Annotated in this window: 32 protein-coding genes; 4 read left to right on the forward strand and 28 right to left on the reverse strand. The window is 35.2% G+C overall.

Annotated features, from left to right (window positions below; genetic code table 11):
- Positions 1–202: 202 nt before the first annotated feature.
- The 27 genes from ACJMLO_RS07730 to ACJMLO_RS07860 form a co-directional block, all read right to left on the reverse strand.
- Positions 203–634, reverse strand: coding sequence for a transposase (locus tag ACJMLO_RS07730; protein ID WP_405295533.1), 432 nt, complete (start codon positions 632–634; stop codon positions 203–205).
- 45 nt (positions 635–679) lie between these two features.
- The gene (locus ACJMLO_RS07735) at positions 680–781 is read right to left on the reverse strand and encodes a zinc-ribbon domain-containing protein (protein WP_405295535.1); all 102 of its coding nucleotides are present in this window, start codon (positions 779–781) and stop codon (positions 680–682) included.
- Positions 782–1007: 226 nt separating this feature from the next.
- Positions 1008–1649 (reverse strand): queuosine precursor transporter, encoded by a 642-nt coding sequence (locus ACJMLO_RS07740; RefSeq protein WP_405295537.1) that lies wholly within the window; start codon positions 1647–1649, stop codon positions 1008–1010.
- Between the two features lie 63 nt (positions 1650–1712).
- Positions 1713–3581, reverse strand: coding sequence for a hypothetical protein (locus tag ACJMLO_RS07745; protein ID WP_405295539.1), 1869 nt, complete (start codon positions 3579–3581; stop codon positions 1713–1715).
- Positions 3582–3641: 60 nt separating this feature from the next.
- Complete coding sequence (locus tag ACJMLO_RS07750) at positions 3642–4637, reverse strand: NAD-dependent epimerase/dehydratase family protein (protein ID WP_405295541.1); 996 nt, start codon at positions 4635–4637, stop codon at positions 3642–3644.
- A gap of 15 nt (positions 4638–4652) precedes the next feature.
- Positions 4653–5288 (reverse strand): HPP family protein, encoded by a 636-nt coding sequence (locus tag ACJMLO_RS07755; protein ID WP_405295543.1) that lies wholly within the window; start codon positions 5286–5288, stop codon positions 4653–4655.
- A gap of 15 nt (positions 5289–5303) precedes the next feature.
- Positions 5304–6134, reverse strand: a complete 831-nt coding sequence (locus ACJMLO_RS07760; RefSeq protein WP_405295545.1) for a 4Fe-4S binding protein — start codon at positions 6132–6134, stop codon at positions 5304–5306.
- Positions 6135–6184: 50 nt separating this feature from the next.
- Positions 6185–7117, reverse strand: a complete 933-nt coding sequence (locus ACJMLO_RS07765; RefSeq protein WP_405295547.1) for a carbohydrate kinase family protein — start codon at positions 7115–7117, stop codon at positions 6185–6187.
- A 9-nt stretch (positions 7118–7126) separates the two neighbouring features.
- The gene (locus ACJMLO_RS07770) at positions 7127–8017 is read right to left on the reverse strand and encodes a formylmethanofuran--tetrahydromethanopterin N-formyltransferase (protein WP_405295550.1); all 891 of its coding nucleotides are present in this window, start codon (positions 8015–8017) and stop codon (positions 7127–7129) included.
- A gap of 8 nt (positions 8018–8025) precedes the next feature.
- On the reverse strand, positions 8026–9069 hold the full coding sequence (locus tag ACJMLO_RS07775) for a hypothetical protein (protein WP_405295552.1): 1044 nt from the start codon (positions 9067–9069) through the stop codon (positions 8026–8028).
- A 3-nt stretch (positions 9070–9072) separates the two neighbouring features.
- Positions 9073–10443, reverse strand: coding sequence for a 4Fe-4S binding protein (locus ACJMLO_RS07780; protein WP_405295554.1), 1371 nt, complete (start codon positions 10441–10443; stop codon positions 9073–9075).
- Positions 10440–11468: a 4Fe-4S binding protein gene (locus tag ACJMLO_RS07785; RefSeq protein ID WP_405295556.1), complete on the reverse strand. Its 1029-nt coding sequence runs from the start codon at positions 11466–11468 to the stop codon at positions 10440–10442. The genes ACJMLO_RS07780 and ACJMLO_RS07785 overlap by 4 nt, the downstream gene beginning before the upstream one ends.
- A gap of 1 nt (position 11469) precedes the next feature.
- Positions 11470–12594, reverse strand: coding sequence for a nickel-dependent hydrogenase large subunit (locus ACJMLO_RS07790; RefSeq protein ID WP_405295558.1), 1125 nt, complete (start codon positions 12592–12594; stop codon positions 11470–11472).
- A complete protein-coding gene (locus ACJMLO_RS07795; protein ID WP_292792156.1) occupies positions 12591–13040 on the reverse strand; it encodes an NADH-quinone oxidoreductase subunit B family protein in 450 nt (149 codons plus the stop codon). Before ACJMLO_RS07795 ends, ACJMLO_RS07790 begins: the two co-directional genes overlap by 4 nt.
- A gap of 27 nt (positions 13041–13067) precedes the next feature.
- Entirely contained in the window at positions 13068–13460 is a 393-nt protein-coding gene (locus ACJMLO_RS07800) for a DUF1959 family protein (RefSeq protein WP_405295560.1), read from the reverse strand.
- A 5-nt stretch (positions 13461–13465) separates the two neighbouring features.
- Entirely contained in the window at positions 13466–13774 is a 309-nt protein-coding gene (locus tag ACJMLO_RS07805) for an energy-converting hydrogenase subunit EhaL family protein (RefSeq protein ID WP_405295562.1), read from the reverse strand.
- Between the two features lie 8 nt (positions 13775–13782).
- Positions 13783–14037, reverse strand: coding sequence for a hypothetical protein (locus tag ACJMLO_RS07810; protein WP_405295565.1), 255 nt, complete (start codon positions 14035–14037; stop codon positions 13783–13785).
- On the reverse strand, positions 14034–14906 hold the full coding sequence (locus tag ACJMLO_RS07815) for a respiratory chain complex I subunit 1 family protein (protein ID WP_405295567.1): 873 nt from the start codon (positions 14904–14906) through the stop codon (positions 14034–14036). Before ACJMLO_RS07815 ends, ACJMLO_RS07810 begins: the two co-directional genes overlap by 4 nt.
- 9 nt (positions 14907–14915) lie before the next feature.
- Positions 14916–15131: a DUF788 domain-containing protein gene (locus tag ACJMLO_RS07820; RefSeq protein ID WP_405295569.1), complete on the reverse strand. Its 216-nt coding sequence runs from the start codon at positions 15129–15131 to the stop codon at positions 14916–14918.
- Between the two features lie 7 nt (positions 15132–15138).
- Positions 15139–15810 carry a hypothetical protein gene (locus ACJMLO_RS07825; RefSeq protein ID WP_405295570.1) on the reverse strand — a complete coding sequence of 224 codons (672 nt, stop codon included), beginning with the start codon at positions 15808–15810 and terminating at the stop codon, positions 15139–15141.
- An 8-nt stretch (positions 15811–15818) separates the two neighbouring features.
- Positions 15819–16499, reverse strand: coding sequence for an EhaG family protein (locus ACJMLO_RS07830; RefSeq protein WP_405295634.1), 681 nt, complete (start codon positions 16497–16499; stop codon positions 15819–15821).
- Positions 16500–16501: 2 nt separating this feature from the next.
- Positions 16502–17095, reverse strand: a complete 594-nt coding sequence (locus ACJMLO_RS07835) for an EhaF family protein (RefSeq protein ID WP_405295572.1) — start codon at positions 17093–17095, stop codon at positions 16502–16504.
- Entirely contained in the window at positions 17092–17352 is a 261-nt protein-coding gene (locus tag ACJMLO_RS07840; RefSeq protein ID WP_405295574.1) for a DUF2107 family protein, read from the reverse strand. Before ACJMLO_RS07840 ends, ACJMLO_RS07835 begins: the two co-directional genes overlap by 4 nt.
- Positions 17345–17614, reverse strand: a complete 270-nt coding sequence (locus ACJMLO_RS07845; RefSeq protein WP_405295576.1) for a DUF2108 domain-containing protein — start codon at positions 17612–17614, stop codon at positions 17345–17347. The genes ACJMLO_RS07840 and ACJMLO_RS07845 overlap by 8 nt, the downstream gene beginning before the upstream one ends.
- A 5-nt stretch (positions 17615–17619) precedes the next feature.
- The gene (locus tag ACJMLO_RS07850; RefSeq protein WP_405295636.1) at positions 17620–17868 is read right to left on the reverse strand and encodes a DUF2109 family protein; all 249 of its coding nucleotides are present in this window, start codon (positions 17866–17868) and stop codon (positions 17620–17622) included.
- A gap of 4 nt (positions 17869–17872) precedes the next feature.
- On the reverse strand, positions 17873–18370 hold the full coding sequence (locus ACJMLO_RS07855; protein ID WP_405295638.1) for a hypothetical protein: 498 nt from the start codon (positions 18368–18370) through the stop codon (positions 17873–17875).
- The gene (locus ACJMLO_RS07860; RefSeq protein ID WP_405295578.1) at positions 18363–18752 is read right to left on the reverse strand and encodes an energy-converting hydrogenase A subunit A EhaA; all 390 of its coding nucleotides are present in this window, start codon (positions 18750–18752) and stop codon (positions 18363–18365) included. Before ACJMLO_RS07860 ends, ACJMLO_RS07855 begins: the two co-directional genes overlap by 8 nt.
- Positions 18753–18865: 113 nt before the next feature.
- Between ACJMLO_RS07860 and ACJMLO_RS07865 the strand changes: the two genes are divergently transcribed.
- Both ACJMLO_RS07865 and ACJMLO_RS07870 read left to right on the forward strand, forming a co-directional pair.
- Complete coding sequence (locus tag ACJMLO_RS07865; protein ID WP_405295580.1) at positions 18866–19813, forward strand: NAD-dependent epimerase/dehydratase family protein; 948 nt, start codon at positions 18866–18868, stop codon at positions 19811–19813.
- Complete coding sequence (locus ACJMLO_RS07870; RefSeq protein ID WP_405295582.1) at positions 19806–20615, forward strand: CPBP family intramembrane glutamic endopeptidase; 810 nt, start codon at positions 19806–19808, stop codon at positions 20613–20615. Before ACJMLO_RS07865 ends, ACJMLO_RS07870 begins: the two co-directional genes overlap by 8 nt.
- 14 nt (positions 20616–20629) lie before the next feature.
- Here the strand turns inward: ACJMLO_RS07870 and ACJMLO_RS07875 are convergent, their stop codons facing one another.
- Positions 20630–21001: a hypothetical protein gene (locus ACJMLO_RS07875; protein ID WP_405295584.1), complete on the reverse strand. Its 372-nt coding sequence runs from the start codon at positions 20999–21001 to the stop codon at positions 20630–20632.
- A gap of 225 nt (positions 21002–21226) precedes the next feature.
- Between ACJMLO_RS07875 and ACJMLO_RS07880 the strand changes: the two genes are divergently transcribed.
- Together ACJMLO_RS07880 and ACJMLO_RS07885 are read left to right on the forward strand one after the other, a co-directional pair.
- Positions 21227–21778 carry a helix-turn-helix domain-containing protein gene (locus tag ACJMLO_RS07880; protein WP_405295586.1) on the forward strand — a complete coding sequence of 184 codons (552 nt, stop codon included), beginning with the start codon at positions 21227–21229 and terminating at the stop codon, positions 21776–21778.
- A gap of 19 nt (positions 21779–21797) precedes the next feature.
- On the forward strand, positions 21798–23465 hold the full coding sequence (locus ACJMLO_RS07885) for an AMP-binding protein (RefSeq protein WP_405295588.1): 1668 nt from the start codon (positions 21798–21800) through the stop codon (positions 23463–23465).
- The last annotated feature ends 7 nt before the right edge of the window (positions 23466–23472 follow it).

Raw genomic sequence — 23472 nt, forward strand, 5'->3', positions numbered from 1 at the left:
ACTCTGATATATTATCTAGGATAATTTATATTAAAGATAATATTTAAAGTTAATTTATATAATAAATTTATAAAAAAATATTACTAAAAATGAATTTTTTTCAACCAAATCGTTCAAAAGGTAAATAAAAATGACAGTCAAAATCAAATCTCATGGAAAAATTACTTTAAAAAAATATGTCGGACAAAAAAAATCATAGTTATTAACCACCAGATTCCATGAAGTCGTCCAGTCCCAATTCAAATATCAATCTGCGCAAATGTCTTTCAGAATAAGATACTCCAAACTCGGTTTGAATTTCCTGCTTAATCTCAGAAACGCTTGATAATCCTTTAAGAACAATATTTTTCCTTAAAATATCAAATTGATAATCAGACAGCTTGGAATTTCTTCCAGAACCATCTTTTCTGAAAAATCCATTAAAACCTTCTTCATTCCAAGTTTTTAACCATTTGTAACCAGTTTGAGGTGTTTTTCCACGCTTTTCCATTGCAGACTTTACTGTTTCACCATTATATAATTCCTCAATAAAAGTTACCTTATCATACAAATCAATGAATTTCTGCAAATCCCTCTTTACTCTGCGGATTTCAGTAATTGGAACTTCCTTTTTAATATAAGCCTGTCTACTCATTAAGATAATATATTTAAAAAAATACTATAAAAATTTTATGTCAATCTAGAATTCATCATTCTCATCAATAGAATGCACATCATACCCGCAAGTAGGACAATATTCTTCGCCATCTTCAACCCATTCGCCACAAACCGGACATTTCACCTTATCACCTAAATATTAATCAATATTAATCCTGCCATGCAAATGGATTGACATCAGACGGCATTGATTTCATGCAGATATTGTAGAATGTATTTGATGCAATTACAATCATTTTAAATATTCCATCACAATTTGTGATTATTAATATATATCTGAATGAAATAATAAAATACTTTCCATTTTGAAATGAAAATAAAAAAAAGTTGGGAAAATTTTCCCGTAAATTTTAAGCTTCTTGCGGTTTTCCTTTCTCAGCCCATCTTACAGTCATGTTTGTAAATGGTTGAGCTATTGCACTCCAAATCAAACTTAATACCCAATGAGAGAATATCATGATTAAAATTTCAGGAATTGAATATACTCCAACGAATGCAAGACCAATGAATATGAAGTTATCGATCAATTCAGAGAAAGCAATTACTCCCAAGTTTTTAACAGCAGAATATTCTTTTCCTCTGTTGACAATTGTTGTGATTCTTGCGTTTACAAAGTTACCAATCAGATAACTGATATATGATGCTACAAGAATTCTTGGAGTTTGTGTAAATACAAATGCCAAGCTTGAATCTCCAGTGAAGAATTCAGGAGAAGGCAAGAACAATATCAAGGTTGTCATGAAAACAAACAGAATATCAACGCAAAGGCCCAATATGATTGTCCTACGTGCAGTTCTCTCGCCGTAAACATCTGCGATTACATTGGTTAAAATATATACTAAAGGATAGATTAAAACTCCTGCAGGAGTCTCCATACCTAAAAATCCGATATTGATAATTTTAACAGTAATTAAGTTTGCAATGGTGAATGCCATACAGAAAAATGCAGTAATGATTACTCTTTTTTCAGTAAAGTCAAAATTCAAATCCATACAAAGTAATATTAACTTTAAAAGTATTTAAAATTAATTAAAAATGCGAGAAATCTATTAATCCTATGGATTTGCAATACTTTGATGAGTATTATGTTTATGCCAATTGGATCCAAAACTGTTATAATAAGCATTAATGCTATTTTTAGTGAAATCGGATAATTTATAATTTAATCTAACGATTAAACTCTCATCCCACTGTTTTGAGAATTTCTTTTTCATGAAGCTTACCTTGACCCATTTGGTTGGAATGTTGTCATATGTTCCATAGGAATTGCTTACCAAAACCATTTTACCGTTGCCGCTGATATCTATAATGCTTACATAATGATTATTTGCATGAAATATTAACGCAGCTCCACCTTTTTTAAGTTCCACCAATGCCTTGTTGAATGTTGACTTATAGAAATAGGTGCAGACAAAGTTGTTTTTCGCTAAAGCATTTATCATAGCAGGGCATGAAGTTCCTTCACCCCTTTTTGAACCTGCTAGTTTTGAAATATGCTTTTCACAGACAAAATTCTTTAAAACCTGACTGCAAACACTTGCCGATGCCGGACCGCAGGTATAACCTGTATTCTGCACATCCCTAACTTCAGGATAAGTGTAAGATTTTCCCTTAAGTGAAACAGCAATTGTTCCAGGCCAATATCCATTCTTATTCTTCTTTACGATTTTTGCATTTATTGCCCTTTCGATAACGTTCCACTTTTCACGTTTAACTATATGGTTTAGATTAGGATGATTTTTTGTCTTGAAGAAAGTGTATTTGGTTAATTTATTATTCAAAAACAGACAATAGCTGTCCCTTTTTAAAACTTCCTTATACTGTGATTTTTTAAGGACATATTTTGCATTTTCATCCCCCATAACATAATTTCCAGGCATAACATCAATGTCCGGTTTGCCATTATATGTGATGTTTTCATTTAGAGGATCCTTTATGTCGCCCTCATAGCATTTAATGTTTTTAGCCGAATAATATTTTCCGACTTGGGCTTTTACAGTATAGTGACCCGCATTTACTTCGGGTTTAAAAACTACAATTCCTTCAGAATTTGTCTTTTTAGACAATTTTTTATTGCCGATGAACAATGTAACCTTTTTAGATACCGCCCGACCGGCAACTTTTAGATAAACTCTCAAATATCCATTTGTAAGAAGCTTGGAATTTCCGATTTTAATTGATTTTGAATTTGTAACATGAAACTTGAGTTTTTTGGAAGATGGCATGTACTGGTTGTCTCCACCATATTTGAGTTGAATTGAATACCTGGAATTAGGATTCTTGATTTTTAAGCCAACCCTTCCGTTTGAATCTGTTTTTTTAACATATTTTTTCCCTTTGAATTTAATGGCAACCTTTTTTCCTGAAACCGCATTTCCATTGCTGTCCACAAGATAAAAATATAAATTATTTCCCCTGACAACAAAATTTGCCGCCTCAGTAATTTTTGTTTTAAGTTTTGATACCTTAATATCAAATGTCTTGGAAACGGAATTGTAATATTCATCCCCATCAAAGGAAATTGTCAGTTTATAGGTATTGGCAGCCAAATTGATTTTTAATTTTCCAATCCCATAAGAATTGGTTGTGATTGAATAGTGTTCCTTATTTAAAGTAACATCCAAAGTTTTAAATGTCAAATTATCTCCAGTGGAGTTAATTAGACAAATCTCTATAGTATCTTTGCAATCTACCTTATCCGAATTAATATTTATTGTCGGAGTCGTTTTTACAATTTCACCACTTTCATTTTTTAATATGTCATTAGAGTGAGTGCCTGTTATGTCTGCATCATCAGTTATTTCAGCTCCCAATACTTCATCATATACCTGAATACTATCAGTAGCATTGTCATCATGTGCCGAAACCACTGAAATGCTTAAAAACAATAAAAATAAAAGAAAAATAGCAAATTTTGTTTTCATGTCAATAAATTCCCCTAAATAAAAAAAAAGAATGGAAAAAATTAATTTTCCAAAATTGATCTAAAACTCGGCTGATTTTTGAATATCTTCCCAGTTTTCACAGAACCAGTCATGAGTTTTCTTAAGTCCGTCATCAAATGATACCTTTGGAGAGTATCCCAAGATATCCTTTGCCTTTTCAATTGAAGACAATAACTTGGTTTTTGCATCCCAGTCACGACGGGCAACATAATTGATACCTGCTTCATTTCCGGTTAGCGCATTTACTTTATTTGCCATGTCGATTACCTTATGGTCTTTTCCTGAACCCAAGTTAATGGCTTCGCCTATTGCCTCTTCTTCAATACCCATTGCAATCAAACCATTACAGATATCATCAACAAAAGTCCAGTCTCTTGTTTCTGAGCCGTCTCCTGTTATAGGCAATGCCTGTCCGTTTTTGGACCAGAACATGAAATTTGGAATTACATTTCTGTATTTTCCCGGAACTTCCCCCGGACCAAATACATTAAAAAATCTTGCATTGACAATGTTCATGTCATATAGATTGTGGAAGTAATTTGTGTAGAGCTCTCCTAAGAGTTTTGTTACTTGATATGGAGTGTGAAGTGAAATTGAAATATCATGCTCTTCAAAAGGCATTTTGGAGTCTAGACCGTAAACTCCACAACCAGATGAAGAATAAACAAATCTGTCAACCTCGGTGAGCTGTGCATACTGAAGTACTTTTAGGATACCTATACCGTTAACCATCAAATCCTTTTCTGGATTGTCAACACTGTTTTGATTTGCGAAGTGTGCTGCCAAATGATAGACATAATCTGGCCTTTGCTTAAATACTCTCTTTAAGACAGCATCATCTAGAATATCTCCCTGAATAAATTCTATATTGTCTCTAGGAGAAATATTCCATTCGTATGCTGATGAAAGATTATCCAGGATAATCACTTTTTCAGCACCCAAATCTGCAAATTTACGTGTTAGATTACTTCCAACGCAACCTGCCCCACCAGTTACAAGAATTGTTTTTCCTTGATATTCATTATATTCACTCATAATTATCACTTAATTTTATTTTTTAGCTCTGCCCACTCTGCGGGCAACAACCATTTCACCAACTGAAATTAAACCTGCAAAGAACTTTTCAAGTCCTCCAGTTGCCCAGATAGCTTCACCAAATGTTGAATTCATAATATTAGCTTCATATTCTTCTGCAGAAATCTTTTTACCAGTTGTCTTTTTAGATACCAAAGCGGATGCAGACATTAGCTCTTCCCAGCTAACACCTTTAAGCTGATTTTGCATTGCTTTGTATAAGCTTTCAACCTTAATATCATATAAATCAGACAGCAATTCCACGATATCGCAAGCACGAACCATTCCTATTACCTGATTATCATCATTTACAACAGGAACGGTTACAAATTTATTGTTTGCAGTTAAAATTACCGCTTTTCTTGCAGGATCATCTTCGTGAACTGTTGAAACTTCATCAGCCCCACTCATAATCTCTGAAATTTTCTCATTGCCTTCTCTTAAACCTTTTGTTATGTCAAATGCTGTAATCCAACCAATCAATTGTTTTTTATCGTTTACAACAGGACATGTAAAACGTCTAACATCTTCCATTGCTTTGGAAGCATCAATAACGCTATCGCTAGCATTTAAATATACAAAATCCTTATCCATTAATTCTTTTGCTTTCATAAACAGACCCCACATTTATTCAATTTCTACTCTTTTTAATGCTCCTACAGGACAATGACGTGTGCATTCTATACATCTTATGCATTTATCATTGTCAAGAACAACTTCACCATCCACTAATTCTATTGCCCCTGTCGGACAATTCTCTTCACACAAATAACAGTTTACACAGGATTCATGATTAACATCGATGAATCTGGAATGGACAATAGGTCCAATATACCTGTCCAGTTCAATTGCAAAGTCATTGAGTGAAATTTCACGGCAAGCGCCGCATCCAATACACATATTTTCATTAATGTATGGATATAATTCATCATCAATTAATTCAATTCCCAAATCCATATTTCTCTTTTCAAAGAATTCTCTAAATTCCAAGGTAAATGCGTTTGTCGGACATAAGCTTGCACAATCATCCCAATTATTATCGTCAACGGTATAATCAATTGAAATACTGTTCATGCGAACAACCCTATGAGAACAACTGATATTGGCCAAATTATATTCAATAACTTCACGCTCATCTTCATGATCATAACTAATAGAATTATTAATTAATTTAATTGCTGAAACTGGGCATGTTTGAACACAAATTTCACATTTAACGCATTTATCAGTTATTTTAGCCATTCTAAAAATATTAGCTGGTTCAATTGCATTAACTGGACATTCACCAACACAGGTATTGCACCTTACACATCTGGGTGAAACAGCAAATATTTCTTCATCTGCACTAAAATCCTCTAGTTCAAATTGGAAATCTTCACCATCATCATCTAATTCAACAGATTTTAAAAGAACCTCACGTTCTAAATCCTTCATCTGTTTTATAAAAGATACATTCATTTTAATACCAACTAAATAATTTATTTATTAATTTATATAAGTTTAATTACTTAAAAAAATTCCTCCAAATCCTTATGAGTTGGGAATTTCTCCATTCCAAATCCTTCAATAGCCTTGCTGGCTACCCAATTTCCGATTTTGCAGGATTTCTCCAAATCATATCCTTTCAGATATGAATATAAAAATCCGCTATTAAAACTGTCACCTGCTCCAGTGGTATCTACAACATCGCACTCATAGACCCCAACTTCACATTCGGTTGTGTTGTTTATTGCAAATACTCCTTTTGAGCCTCTTTTAACAACAACAGTTTCAATTCCCAAATCCAGAAATCCAATAGCCAATTGCTTTAAAGGATCATTATTATTATTACATAATAATCTTAATTCTGATTCATTTATGAGCAATATGTCAGTTCTCTCAAGTATAGGTTTCAATTCATCAAATCCCTTCTTAACATATAACATTCCAGGATCAAAGCTTAAAAAACATTCATCATGGAGTTTATCCAACAATTCAATCTGTGTGTGGAACGAATCACCAACAAATGAGGTATAATGCATTATTTTACATCTCATGATGTTCAAGGGATTTATTTCACCAATTTTGATTTCATCATTTACCCCAGGATCAATGTAGAGACACCTCTCGCCTTCATCATCAACAAAGCCCAGGCATTTACCGGTAACTCCAGTTTCGGAATAAATTAGATTATTGGTGTAAACTCCATTGATTGCAAGGTTATATTCAATTAAATCCCCTTCGTCATCTTCAGCAATCTTGCCTATAATTGAAGTTGAACATCCCAATCGAGACAAACCAATTACAGTGTTGGCTGCAGAACCTCCAGGAGTGTCAGTTTCACTTTTAATAAAGCTTTCCCCATCTTTTGAGACTATATTTTCAACAGAATAGAGCTTGTCAACATTCAGTGCTCCAAATCCTATTACTTCTGCATTTAAGTCATTGTCAAATATTTCCATTTTAAAACCTTACTTTAAGATATCCAATAAATTTATATTTTTATCTCCAAGTTTTCCATCGAAATTGCCTGCAGATATTCCAATTACTCCCTCAAATTCGAGGGCAGCATCAATTCCTGCCTTTACTGCTTCATTCATTGATTTTTCATCAATTGCATTTATCACAACTTCAGGAATATAATTAACGCCTTCAGGAACTTTGGATTCATTACCCAAACGTTCCTTTAGTGAAGGGCAGTAAACGTGATTTGTTGTTGGGCCAATTTCCGGAAAATTTGTTTCGGGTTTTGAAGCGGCTGAACAGATATCGAATGGTGCAGTTGCACCCTCTACATCCATGATTGCTTCAATTATAGCTTCTCCCGCATCTAAAACTGCTTCTTGAGTTTCACATAAATACCAGAAGTTTCCACCCATTGTTCCATCATTTATTTTGAATTTTTCTTCTATCTGAAAATCAGGAACTGCAATCGGCACGTTAATCATTTTTCTTCCATATTCCTCTACGATCCATTCGTAGCCATCACCGCAATGACCGACAATATCCATCATTTCAATATATTCATCGCTGTCCTTATCCGAGTAGTCAAAAATACGTGTGAACGGTTTAACCAATACGTCCTGTCTTAATCTGTATGACAGCTCAAATGCGAATTTTTCCACATCATCGCCACCTAACCAGTATTGCACAATAGCTCCAAACCTGCCATCAGGAGTTTGTGATTCGTCTAAAAAGCCTTCGACTCCCCCTTCAACCCTTCCGATTACGGCACTTGGAGTTGAAGTTGAATCATATGCGGCCCTTTTAACGATTGCCTCATTTGGACCAGTAATTAAAGCCCTAACATATTTTCCCTGGAAAGCTTCGAAGAATGTATCTTCCACCTTATCATAATTCATTTTTACACCTAACCTAATCCACCTATTTCCTGACCACGGATATTATTTCTCATTTCTTTACTGACCTTTAGGATATCCTCATAGTTTTCATCAGAAATTATTTGAATTAAGGGATATTCACTTGTAAATACTTTGAAAAATTTATCCCGTATATTTTCATCAATACTGTAATCCTCGAATAGTTTTTCTAAATCATTTGAAACATTATAATCTTTAATAAATTTTAGAACCTTATTTTTATCATATTTTGCATAGATATTTGCTATAACTGCAGTTGTTACGGCACTTGGTGAAACGATAGCTATTTGCGCTACTTTGAGAGGATATTCATTACCATTGAATGATATGCTGACACCGTTGTTTTCAAAAGCAAATGCCAAAGGTTCAACATCAGTTATGCTGTCTCCGATATATAATATTCCATTGACATCGATATTGTCCCTTTCAATAATCTCGTCAATAGCTAACTTTTTGCCTTGTCCTCCTACAACGTCAATACCCTTGATATTTTCATAAATGCCCATTTTTGAAATCTGATTGAAGAAAATATCATCAAACAACTCATAGTCCTGAGGATTATTTAAAATCAACTCCTTGAATTCACTGATTTTTTGAATTTCTTCACTATTGAGTTCAAGGCAATCTACATCAACATTGGTATAAAATGCATTTTCAAATGCAACATCCATATAATCACATACTGCCTCAATATATTGACCATAACTGGTACTGACTATGTAAGTATTCATAGCTTCCTTCAAGTATTCTAAAAGGAATTTCGAATCATTGACTGCATAGATATTGTTTTTTGAAAAATCAATCAAATCATCATTTGTGAGGTTTTCAGCAACAAAAAAAGGCAATATCAACTTTAATGTGTTGCCTGCCTTATATCCATCTTTTTTTACAATATCGACCAAATAATCATCATAAAGGCTAAGAATCTTAAATAATTCCCCTCCCTTATCTATGAAATTGGCAGATAATTCATAGGCATTGTCATTTAAGGTCAATGGACCTTCACAATCTGTAATAAATGATTTTTCAAACATGATTCACCTGAAATTTATTATTCTGATTGCATCCAAAGGACAAATCGCTTCACAGTTTCTGCAGTAAATACATTTTTCACTATCGAAATCTATTTTATCATCGTCAGTTAATGTTAATGCATCAGTCGGACAGTTTTTGACACAGATTGCGCATGCCTGACATTTGTCTTCAGATAATGAAAAGTCTCCAATTCTCTGCTTGTATAAATAAGACCTTGCATAGTACAAATCCTGATCTTTACTGTAGAAATAATCGTCATATGCACCAATTGCATCAAATTGACATGATTCAACACATTTTCCACAGTATATGCAGTTATCATTAATCTTAATTGGATTTGGACCATCTAATTCAATTGCTCCAACAGGACAAACGTTGTAACACTCAGCACAGGCAATACATTTTTTATCATAAACCTCAATGTTACGGTCCATCAGATATGATCCAACCAGCTTTGTGAACTTATCTATTTCGATATTCGTATTCAGACTGATTTTCAATTCTTTCTCCATCATGTCATTTACTTTACATTCAATGAAGTGCTCAAAGTTCTGGTCATCGAATTCCAACGCTATTGCATTTCCTACCTTTTGCAGAACCTTATTTAAACTGATCAAATCAAGAGACAATCTTTTTACGTCATAGTCGATGATGCCGGATACAATATCATAGGATTTTATCTCACTGTACATCTTGAATGCCTTTTTACGTGAAGAATATCTGATTGCCCCTGAAGGACATGAATGCATACACTCTTCACATCTTGCACAATATCCCGGATTGATATACGGCAGTTTATTGGTTCTGCCTACATTGATGGCACCCATTGACGGACATACTCTTGTACATGTCATACATCCTATACATTTAGGCTGGTTAATGACAATTGCCTTACCTCCCTTAACGGTTTTGGGAAGCAGTTCTCCGTATTTGATTGCATCGGTAGGGCACACCCTAAAGCAATATCCACATCTGACACAGGTATCCTTGTCGATTTCACTGTGAGGTTCATTACTTCCATCAGCTACAATATGAATAGAACCATTTTTACATGCCTGAACACAAGCCCCACATGCCTTACAGAGTTTTGTGTTGATGTTTGGAACATTTTCCTTCAAAGGAGGGTCCATCTTAACATCAAGAGATATTGCATCATATGGACAGGCATTACGGCATAAAACACATCCAAAACAGGTGCTTTTTAATTTTATAAGACCATCAGATTCATCCAAATAAACCGCTTCAATAGGACATGACTCAAGACATGGCTTGTCGCTGCATTTTGCACATCTGGTCTGGTCAATGACGTAATCGACATCCACGTGTCTTAATGGCCTTGGTGTTTTGGTAAAACTATCAATCATGACACTCACTCCATAAAAATATCCTCATTTAGATTAGATGCCTTTACTGTAACGTGAATATTTTCGCCATCCTCCAGCGAGAATTTGGAAATGAAGTATTTGATTACTGAAAACGGACAGGTCTGGTAACAAATACTGCATCTTAAACATCTATCCTTATCCCTTACAATCGTATCCTCTTTTTCGTCAAATGAAATGCATCCAGTAGGACAGTCCGGAATACATAATTGACATTTCTTACATTTTGATTTATCCCAATCAATTACCCTGACCTTAAGTCTATTGACCGCATTGGTTATTATCTCCAAGGCTATTTCCTCATCGGGAATAATTTTTAATGCCCTGTCCCATATGCCAGCCAATGGCACATCATATTGCAATAGACCATTCTTCTCCAAAGACCTTAAGTCATCTTCTTTAGAATTGATGAAATCCTCAAGATATTCAACACATAAAAGTATTAAATCTTTTTGGTCCTGCAAATTATCAACAAATACTGCTTTCATTGCCCCATTTACCGGGCAGACCTCAAGACATTCCCCGCAGGAAATACATTTGAGCTGGTCTACAACAACTTTTCCATCAATTTCGCTGATTGCCTCAACAGGACACTGCTTCAGACATTTTTTACATTTAATGCATAAATAATCATCTACTAGATACTGCCTTTTTGATGGGATAATGCTGAATTCAGGTAAAATCAAGTGATTATGACCACATTCCAATGTTTTTGGGTCAGTAGGACATACTTCAGCACAAAAACCACAACGAATACATGCACCCAGTTTAATTACAGGATATGTCAAACCCGCACCCTCTTCAGAATCCTCATCACGAACCAGCTTTATAGCATTAGGCGAAGGGCAGGAAGTAGTGCATGCTCCACATCCAATACAGTATTCCTTATTAACTTTTGGGAAATCCCTAAACCTTTCAGGTTTTTCGGCAATTTCAGGTTCAGATTTTGCATTGGCAAATGCATCCGTCCATGCCTTTCTGGCAAAATCAAAGATATACCACATGAGAGATGACATTTTATATCACCTCATCAAATCTTTTGGTAATTGTCTTTCCTGCCTCATTGGTAATGGCCACCCTCTCGGCACATGCAACACAAGGGTCACATGACGCATAGGTGGAAACTGCATCTGCAACAGTAGGAACATCACGAATCATGTATTTTGCACAGGAATCCATATTAGGAATACTTGGAGTCCTGATTGAAATGTTTTTGATTAGGTTACCGTTAGTTTCAATCATGTAAGTAACTTCACCACGGGGAGCCTCATTTTTACGCATTGCATAGCCTGATTTTATTTCAGCAGGAGTACGGACTTCACCATCAGGCATATTTTCAATAGCTTGCCTAACCAGACTGATAGATTCGGGAATTTCATCATATCTGGTTAATGTTCTTGCGTAATTGTCTCCCTCTTTTCTTCGGATTACCTTGAAATCAAAATAATCATCATAAGTATAATGGCCAACCCTATAGTCTTCTTTAATGTCTGAAGCTCTTCCGATTGGACCTACAGCACGTCCTTTAATGGCTTCTTTTTTAGACATGTATCCGATGCCTTTGCATCTTAAGGCAAGTGCGGGACCTTCTGCAAACAATGCACGAACAATATCAAAACGTTCCTCAATCTTTTTAAGGTTTTCAAGTATCGGTTCAAAATGGCGCTCATCTGCATCCATTCTGACTCCTCCAACTACATTCCAACCCATATTAACCCTATTACCAGTTAAAAGTTCAATTGAGTCCATTGCATATTCCCTTAATTCCAACATGTGCATAAATAATGTTTCATGATCCATTGATTTGAAAAATGTGGAATTTGCAAGAAAATGGCTTTGAATCCTATCCAATTCATTTGCAATAACTCTTAAGAATTGAGCTCTTGGAGGTACGGCAACATCGGAGATTTTTTCGATGGTTTCTGCAAATGTCTGAGTGTGTTCATATGAACAGATACCACATACTCTCTCAGACAGATAAATTCCTTTCTGCCAAGTTTTACCTTCGATTATCTTTTCAATTCCCCTATGAACATATCCATATTCAATTTCTGCTTTAACGACCCTTTCACCTTCAGTTTGAAGTTTTAATCTGATAGGTTCCTTTAAAGCCGGGTGAATTGGACCAATAGGTACTATCATTTTTGTTCCCTCCCACGATCAGCAATAGCCTGTGGTCCGACAGCCAAAATGGCCTCCAGTATTTCATTGGGCCTTGGCGGACATCCTGGAATTTCTGCCGCTACCGGGATGAAATTGGATGCAGGAGCATTTACATGTCCTCCTTCCTGATTAAATACATCCCCAGAAATTGGGCAGTTTCCAACAGCTACAGCAATTTTTGGTTCAGGAGCCTTATCATATATTCTTTTTAAGTTATCTTTCCATTGTTCGGTTACAGCACCGGTTAACAACAGAACATCGGCTTCACGAGGATTGTTGTGAACATAAATTCCATATTGCTCTAAGTCGTATCTTGGAGATAATAATGCAACGCATTCAACGTCACATCCATTACATCCGCCACAATTTACAATACAGACGTGAATTGAGCTTTTTCTCACAACATCCTTAATAGCGTCTAACATTGTACTCCCTCTTTCATTTAATAAATATTAATATACAGCTTCCTTTTTTAATAATTCAAATAATTCTAATTGACCCTCTTTCAAGGCGTCTTCATAAGTTTTTCCATTTTTAACTTCATTGACTAATTTCATTTTAAGGTCTCTAGCATCTTCATCAGATATTACTTCCAATGTACCATTAAACCAGCATAATCTTAAATCAGCATTGAATTTCTGGTATAGGCAGATGTCCTGAGCTGACTCATGGGTTGCATGCAATGCTTGAAGAGAAGACATGTCAAACAAATTGAAGAAAACCTCCTCCAATTCTTCAACAGTACAGTCAAAGTCCTTGGAAAGCGGAACTATAACATCTCTCTGTACGGCAAAACTTTTTACTATTCTTCTTTGCATTATCTCTAACTTCTCATCATCTTCCATTTCCATCACACCATACAGCCCATTTTTAATAAAGCATATACAATAATTCCAACAATCAAACCAACTGCAGTTTCTTTTCTACCATAACCCGGACGTTCACCCATTACAAAACCTGCCATGAGAAAACCGATTGCAGATAGGATAATGCTTCCTGAATTGAATCCTAAAACCCATCCAATAATTGAAACAATAGCAAATGGAATGTTGAACTTGGTCACTGCTACAAATGGCTCCCCATGCTTGGAGTAACTATATAACAAACCCAAAATGGATCCCACTGCAAATGTAATTATATAAATCATATAATCTAACATAATATCTCCTACATCGGTTTATAAAGCAATATAAATGAACATACTATTGCCAAAAATGTTATTATGAAACATATTTTCTCTATACTTTCTATCTTGTGTGAAAAGTTACCTCTTGAAAGCAACACAAATATTGCCAGGACAACTCCTATAATTACTATCGGAGCAATCATAGTTGAATGCAATACTGTGGTCAATATGCCGACTGCAATAATTCCAATAGCAACCAGTGCTGTGAAATAAACAATTACATCTTCACTATTCATGCTACCACTCCTGTGAATATCATCAAGATTGTTCCTGCAAAGCAAATTGCACCTATAGTGATTTGAGTCATTACTGAATGATTAGGACTTAATAGCGGAGTTGCTGCATTAATGAATCCTGTGATAAATGAAATTGCAATCATTCCTATCAGGTACCCGACCGCAGATAATGGGCCGAAGAATATTGTTAAGAATACCCAAAGCAACACATACCATGCAATGGCCTCTGAAAACAGCATAAATCCTCTTAAGAATCCAAAGTGTTCTGTTTCGAATCCTGAAATCAAAACCTTGTCTTTGGTTATCGCAAATGGAGAGTATGGAGATTTTGTGATAATCAGCATGAAAAACATTAAAGCCGCAAGAGGAATTGAAAATATTAACGGACCATGAACTGATTGGTAAGTGATAATCTCTCCAATATTCATTGTACCTGTCACCAAATAGACAAATACTATAGCTGCAAACAAAGGAAGTTCAGTTGCCGCTGAGAGCACTGCCCTTACGCAGCTTAACTTGCCGTAAGGTGAACCTGAACTTGAACCTGAGTTATGCTCAACAATTTTATAAACCGCATAAACACCAAATAATATTAACAATGAGTCATGGGCTACAGGTCCGACAATGACTCCAACAATCCAAATCAAAGCTAAAATAAATACAATTCCTATATAAAATACCTTTGATACTGTTTTTGGAAAAGCTGTTTCCTTAAAGAAAAATTTCAAAGAGTGTATTAACTGCTGGACAATAGGCGGTCCCGGACGTTTCTGTACACGTGCCATTACCTTTCTGTGCAATCCCAAAAGCAGGCTTCCTGCCAGAAATGCAATAATAACTTGAATCAATATTTCTGCCATTAAATTCATAATACCACTTTAATATCCAGTAAACGGTTCTTTCACCCTTTCTTCTACATCTTCAGGTTTTGGTTTGGCCATAGTCAATAGACCCAGTGATAAAACCCATAATGGAATACCAAATATAGCTACTGTGTAGACTATCCATGCATCAAAGTTTATAACCAGACATGAAAGAATAGCTAGTGTTGATAATGCCAATAATACAATACAAATAATCTTTTGATTTGCCATAATACCACTACCACAATACCAATAATAATATTTCAACAGCTCTTACAATAATAAACAATGAACTTAAGTGAATAATTACAATATACGGAGATCCTGCGGTCCTGAACATCTCTGCCTTACTTGCGAAAAATGGTGCCACTCCGCTTTCACCCAAAATACCGATCAGCATTAATACCGCACCAAATACGACCATCGGACTTGCAGACATTTGAGACAATACCGCAAGTGATAGGGTACCGGTTGAAGCAAGAATTATGGCTGCTCCACCAAACAACGGCAGACTGCACATCATTGCAATCAGACCATAGTTGAATGCTGAATTCAATACGGTAGTCTGTTTTACGGCAGATACGATACCTATGTTCAATATCCCAACCAATGCCATGAACAATGTGAAGTTAAACAAGTCTCCAGTAATCATTGCTCCTGCAGATGCAATTCCACAGATAATTGATAAGAATCTTCTTTGTTTAAGCTCCTTAGGACCTACCTTTACTTCTGTATTATGTAGATAATGCATAGTAGCTTCAATCTGAGTCTCAGGCTTACTTAATGCAATTAACAGTGTGAAACCAAGTAAAACTGCAAACAAGAACAAATTCAATGGAGTAAGATACAGCACTATATCCCCAAATGAAACCGTTCCAAGTAAATTTCCTCCAAGTGTTGCGAAATCCATTTTCTCACCTACTCATTATCAATATCCTCTCTCATAAGCAGGCCTATCAGACCTACTTTGGAAGCTACTTTTAGTAATAATCCGCATGCCGCCAAAAATAAACTTAATAACCAGTATTGAGGTGCTACAAAGAATAATAAGAATCCTATTATCCATAAACACCATGCAATTCCGGAAACACCGGCAATGCCATCCAACATCAATACCGGAAGTCCTCTTGCTTTTTTAGATAATGCATATAGTACGATTCCTCCACCGGCTACTGCTCCACCAGTAAAACCAGTCAGGAAAATTCCATATCCAATCAGGACCAATGCTATGAAATTGGGTGCAGTGGTCATGATTTCCATGTCTAAAGAGAATGCCTGTGGAAACATTGAAGAGGATTTTGTCAGATTTGCTCTTGGGTCCTGTTCAATCTTACGCATTTCTCTTGTAATCAAAATTTCAGAAATGGCCAATGTTTCAGCCAGTTCCACTACTAAACCAGGTAAAATTAATGCTTCTGCAAGGTCGGTTCCAACAGCAGAAACCACAAATATCATGGCAAGACCTACAATGTCTGTTAAGATAAGAATATGCAATTCCTTTCTTTTCATTGCAATTGCCATGGTTCCTATGAACCCGACAATCAATCCTGCATAGATTGCCGGAAGATACATACTTAAAAACTCTTGAGGAACATACATCATCAGTTATCCCTCCTCAATTGTTTTGACCTTGCTTTAGCGTCATTAGCCTTCACTTCATGAGCAACCTTAGCTGAATCGCTAATGGCTTTTTTCACATCTTTTTTAATTTCACCCTTATCATTTTTCCTATTCATTGTATAATTAATAGATAACCATGAAGCAATGATGAATGACATCATCAGAATACTGGATTCGAGTATTGTATCGAAACCCCTTGTATAATACAATATCTCATCTATAAGCCCTCCAGGAGATGAATATATTGATGTGCCGAAGTAAGGTGATATTGAGGATATCCACTCCGCCAACGGTGACATGTATCCCGTTATCATTCCTAAACTTTCTGCGTTTTCCGGATATTGAGGATTGATATCTCCTGCTTCTTTTAAAGGTTCCCCACCTCTGTCATAAGGTGCAATTGCCAGACCCTCATCAATTTGCTCCTGAGGAGCAGGTCTGACATATAATTGGTCTGGATTTAATGCCAATGGCACAACCAATCCAACAATTAAAATGATTCCAAGGCTAAATGCAAAAAGACGAGGAATATTTTTAGGATCCGCCAGTTTATTCCATAAAACTCCAATCCTCATACATCCGCCCCCATCTCTTCTAAACGAATAATCGCTCTAAATAAAATTAAACTGATAATGACTGTAGTTGCAAGTAATGTCAACAATGCCAAAACATGATTGTAACACAGCAGCACCAGACAGACTCCGATAGCTGCAACTTCAGTATTGAATGTCCTGACAATAGGGTCATTAACGCCTGGTCCCCATGCAGTTGCAATACTTCCTACAATAGCCAAAAAGATTCCAAAGTAGAAAAATAAAGAAACACTAAGCATTCAAATCACCACTTGCAAGTTTCTTTTCTCTTATCTCTTTAATCTTGACAATAGATAAAATAAACACTACAGTTGACAGAGGACCTGCCAGAGCTGCAAACAATGCAACATCCAAATATTTAAACAATACAACAACCAAAACAAAACCAGCATCAAGTATTGAAAACATTATGACCTTATCCAAAGGCTTTTTCATAAATATTATGCCGAATGCTCCGATAACCATTAAAGCTATTGCGATTAGTGATACTAAAAATTCCATTTCAATCACTCCAACAGTATCTCATCATCTAGTCTTTTTAATGTATACGCAATAGCATTAGCACTAATTGTTGAACAAATAAAGAATGCCGCTGCAACAACAAGAGCAAATGGAGTGTTAATCAATAATGCAATGATTGCAGAAACTCCAAAACCTATAACATTTAAATATAATAGTCTTTCAGCCCTATTTTTTGTTACAATAGCCCTTAATGCTACGAATATGACTATAATACCAATAATTTCAACATACATATAATCACTCTTTAGCATGCCTATTGAATTTTTCGGCAATTTTTCCTAAAACTAAAGATGCTTTGGTTTGGCTAATGCCCATAATAGTAAATATGGCAATGACCATTCCCACAATAAACATTTCAGGGGTTAAACCTATGAAAGATGCTAAAAATATTATTGCAGTAGCTGTTAAGCATCCAGTAGTTCCGGCATATCCCGGATCGGCACATAACCTATTTCCAATAAATACTAAAAATGCCGCTATAATTCCTCCAGGAATTCCTAAAAGCATATATCCAATAGAAGCCATTAATGTACCAGCAGATGCATCAGGAGAACATAAGATGTTTCCTTGGAAAAATCCGCCAGCAATATCTCCTCCTCTTTTCTCAACGTCTTCACCAATTATCCTAGCCCCTCTTACACCAGGCTGTTCGGGAAGTCCGAAATATGTATCCACAATTACAAAATTCAACCAACATAGAATTGCGGCAATTATTATTCCAAGCACCTCATTCATCAATACCCTCTCCCGCATTTTCATCCAGAGGTTTTGGAAATACAAAATCAAATAAATATTTCACAAACAGTGCAGACAAGACACCAACAACAACTGCCAAAATCAATCCATTATACATGAAAGTATAATTCAAAACCAAAAATATGGAAAGAATGCCGACAGCAATTATTGGAGTAGGATAAATTGCACTTACATCAAAAGAATACCTATATGGTTTGCTAGGAAGTAACGGCAACCTTAAAACTAACGCTACAATAATGGAACAAACAATAGCTACAATATAAGCCACAAAAACATCGAATGAAGATATGCCCATATTGCCAAGCCCGTAAAAATTACTATACGAAGCAAAATATAAGGTATCAAACACCAAATCAAACATATTATTAGACTCCTCTTACTTAAATAATATACATATAAAAATATATAAATATTGTTACTTAAAAATAATATATAATTGCTTAAATATAACATAAGTTAATAATTGGTGGCTTAATGAAAAATAAAAACATATTAATTACTGGTGGAGCAGGTTTTATAGGTTCACACATTGTGGATAGCCTGATAGAGAACAATAACATTACTATAATCGACAATCTCTCCACAGGAAGTATTAAAAATTTAAAATATCCAAAACATGAAAATCTAAGATTCGTCAAAGGAGACATCTGCAAAATTAATTTTGACGAGTTTACCTGCGATGTTGATTATATTTTTCATCTTGCAGCAATGGCAAGCGTTCCATTAAGTGTGGAAAATCCACTTGAATGCAATGAAATAAACCTCAATGCAACCGTAAAGCTTCTCAACTCTGCAGTAAACAATGATGTTGAAAAAATCGTATTTTCATCATCTTCTGCAGTCTATGGGCAGAACAGAAATATGCCTTTAAAGGAAAGCGAACCACCAATGCCAACATCCCCATATGCAGCATCCAAAGCAAGCTGCGAATTATATCTGAAAACATTCTATGACAGCTACGGCCTAAACTATACTGCCTTGAGATATTTCAATGTTTTCGGACCGAAACAGGACAAAAACTCACAATACGCCGCAGTAATTCCAAATTTCATCAGTGCCCTGCTTGAAGGAAAGCAGGCCGAAATATATGGTGACGGAGAGCAGACCAGAGATTTCGTTTATGTTGGGGATGTCGTAAAAGCAAATATCTCAGCATGCAAATCCGATTACAACGGCATTGTCAATATAGCCTCCGGTGAAAAATTAACTGTAAACAGATTGTATGAGATTGTTAAAAATACTTTAGAAAGCAATTTGAAACCTAGATATCTTCCGGAACGCCTTGGAGACATAAAACACTCCCTTGCAGATGTGGAAAATATGAAAAAGATCAATCTGAAAATTGATTCCGGCAATTTTGAAGATCAACTTGTTGAAACAATCAACTGGTTCAAAACCAGATTACAGGTAAAACATGGATAAAAGCGTTAAAAATTTTAATGTTAGATTAAGAACTATAAGAATTCGTGAATTAATTGTCGGAATAATCATAACTCTAATCCTATCTATCATATTAGCAATTATTTTTCCAGATTTAAGTGAATCCGACGATTTGTTTTTCATCATATTTCTGTTGATTGGAGCATTATTATTTGCTTGGGCTTTGAGAGGTTCAAAAGGTCTTGACAGAAACTTTGAAAAACTCTTTGAAGACGATACAAAAAAGGAAATCCTATTTGTTTTTGCAACCAATTTGCTGTTCGCATTTTTAATTACATTTTTAGTATCGTACCTTGATATTCTAATGGGACTTGGAGACCCGAATTGGATTTCAATGTGGGATGTTGAAACCGTAGACCTTGATTCAAGCGTGATTCTTCTTGATGCAATCGGTTCAATAGTTTTCGCACCCCTTATGGAAGAGCTGATTTTCAGAGGCGTCCTGTTTAACAGATTAAAAATTAGAGCAGGAATCATTCCGGCAATGATAATATCTTCATTCATTTTTGCCATCGGCCATGACTTCGGCGGAATAACAAGCGCCTTTTTATTTGGAATCTGCATGTGCATACTCTACCTTAAAACAGACAACATACTTGTTCCAATGAGCGTCCACTTCATAAATAACGTGGTTGCCACAATCCTGAGCATTACCACTCTAGATGCGATAATGCCTCAGTTACCTTGGATTATCCCATGTTCCATTATTTCAATAATTGGATCTGTATATTTAATAAAATACATTATAAAAGAATGCAAAGGCCTTAAAAGGCAGTATAGCTAAAAAAAGAATATAAATTAGTGGAATCCGCATCCACTACAAGTTTCACATTTTTCCTCTTCTAAAGGATTATACTGTTTATCTTCCTGTAAAGTTGCTGATATGAAATACTGGTCGAATTCATCCTTGTTTTTCAAGACCGGAGAAATTCCCTTAAAATCACATTTGATATCACCGGTTCCACCAATATCAACCAAAATAGGTTCACCTAATTTGAATCTTTTGAAATATGCTTCAACTTCATCTTTTAAAGCTCCCGGAACTCTAAAATTAAAAGACAATATATTATTTTCCTTCATTTTTAAACCAACATACTTCTGGTCGATTTCATAGTTCAGGCCTAATTGCTTTTTGAAAATTACATTAGTACCAATCTCATTAGATGACATTTAATAATCTCCTTAATTATTTAAATTAAAATTATTGTTAGTAGTATTTAAAACTTTCCAAAATTAATCACCCCAAAATCAAAAGAAAAATTTCATGTTGAAAAAAATTGTAACGATTTATAATGATTTTTGATAACATTTATATAATTTCAGATTCAAAAATTAGAATATGTTATAATATATATTATAATATGAAATCAATTTAGAAAAATAGGTGTTAATAAAATGAATGAATACAACAAAGATATTGGAAATAGAATTAGAGAATTGAGAGAATTGTCAGACATTACAATTAAAGAAATCGCAGAAGAATTGAATATTAGCGAAGAAACTTATATCCAATATGAAAACGCTGAAGTAGACATTCCAGCAAGTTTCTTATATGAACTTGCACACATTTTTAAAGTTGATTTAGGATTATTATTAACCGGTGAAGAATCAAGAATGAGCATCTTTGATGTCACTCGTGCGGACAAGGGAGTTTCAGTTGACAGAAGAAAGGAATATACACATCAAAACCTATGTTCTAAATTCATCAACAAAAAAGCTGAAACATTCATAGTAGTGGTTGATCCCGAAAAAAACCCTATACCTTCACTAAACTCACACCCAGGTCAGGAATTCAACTATGTCCTCGAGGGTTCACTGAAAATTTACATACACAATAACGAAATAATACTGAACGAAGGAGATTCAATATTCTTCGATTCAACACACAGACACGCAATGGTGGCACTTAACGATAAACCCGCTAAATTCTTAGCAGTAATCATATAACATTCATGGAGTAATTATAATGACATCAGTAATAGGAAATTTTGTAGAGAGAGTTGAATTCAGCTCTTATGAAGACTTTTTTAAAAACTTTAAGCTAAAATATAACGAGGATTACAACTTCGGATTTGATGTTGTGGACAAATATGCTGAAATCGATCCGGATAAAACAGCTTTAATATGGACAAATGACCATGATGAAACTTACACTTTCACTTTCAAAGATATGAAAGAATATTCGAACAGAGCTGCAAATCTGTTCAAACGTTTAGGAATTAAAAAAGGTGACTGTGTAATGCTCACCTTAAAAAACAGGTATGAATGGTGGTTCTGTATGGTTGCATTACATAAAATTGGTGCAATCGCCATTCCCGGAACACACATGTTAAAACTTCATGATATCGATTTCAGATTAAGTCAGGCCAATGTTAAAATGGTTGTGTCTATTGAAGAGGATTCACTGCTTCCGGATTATGAAAAAGCACAGGAAGAATTAGGAATTGATTTGAAAAAATTAGTGATTGAAACTGAAAGGGACGGATGGATAAACTTCAACGAAGCAATAAAACAAGAAAGTCCAATCTTTGAAAGACCAACCGGTGAAGATAAAACCTATGCTGAAGAAATATTTTTAATCTACTTTACTTCAGGAACCAGCGGACTGCCAAAAATGGTTTCACATAAACACACTTACTCTTTAGGACATATTCCAACTGCAAAATACTGGCATAATGTTGTGGAAGACGGCATACACCACTCCGCAGCGGATACCGGATGGGGTAAGGCTGTATGGGGAAACATTTATGGTCAATGGATTAGTGGAACCGGAATATTTATTTATGATTATGACAGATTTGATGGAATAAAATTACTTGAAAATGTAATTAAATTCAAAGTAAATACTTTCTGTGCCCCTCCAACAGTTTACAGATTCCTAATTAAGGAAAATATTCAGGGATATGACTTTTCAAACCTTACTTATGTCACCACTGCAGGTGAGCCACTTCCTCCGGAAGTATCCAACAGATTCTATGATATTTCAGGTTTAAGAATTAAAGAAGGATTCGGTCAGACTGAAACCACATTATCTATCGGAACATTCATATGGCTGGATGCAAAGGTTGCTTCAATTGGAAAACCTTCCCCATTATTTAATTTAGAATTACATGATGAAAACGATGAACAAGTGGAAATTGGAGAAGAAGGAGAACTTTGTTTCAAACTTGATGATGGTCCAAATCCTGGATTATTCAAAGATTATGTTAATGATGAAGAAAAATACAAACAGCAAATCCATGACGGTTACTATCACTGCGGAGATACCGCATGGGTGGATGAAGACGGTTATGTTCACTTTGTCGGAAGAAACGATGATATTATCAAATCTTCAGGTTACCGTATAGGACCATATGAAGTTGAAAGCGCAGTACTGTCTCACGAAGCGGTTTCAAACTGTGCAATTACAGCTTATCCTGATGAAGTAAGAGGTCAAATCGTAAAGGCAACAATTGTCCTGCAACCTGGCTTTGAACCGTCAGAACAACTTACAAAAGACATTCAAAATCATGTTAAAAACGTAACAGCTCCTTATAAATACCCAAGAATGGTTGAATATAGAGATGAACTTCCGGAAACCATCAGCGGTAAAACAAGAAGAGTTGAAATCAGAGAAAAAGATTACAATAAATAATTCAGAT

Source organism: Methanobrevibacter sp. (assembly GCF_045120835.1).
GTDB lineage: Archaea > Methanobacteriota > Methanobacteria > Methanobacteriales > Methanobacteriaceae > Methanocatella.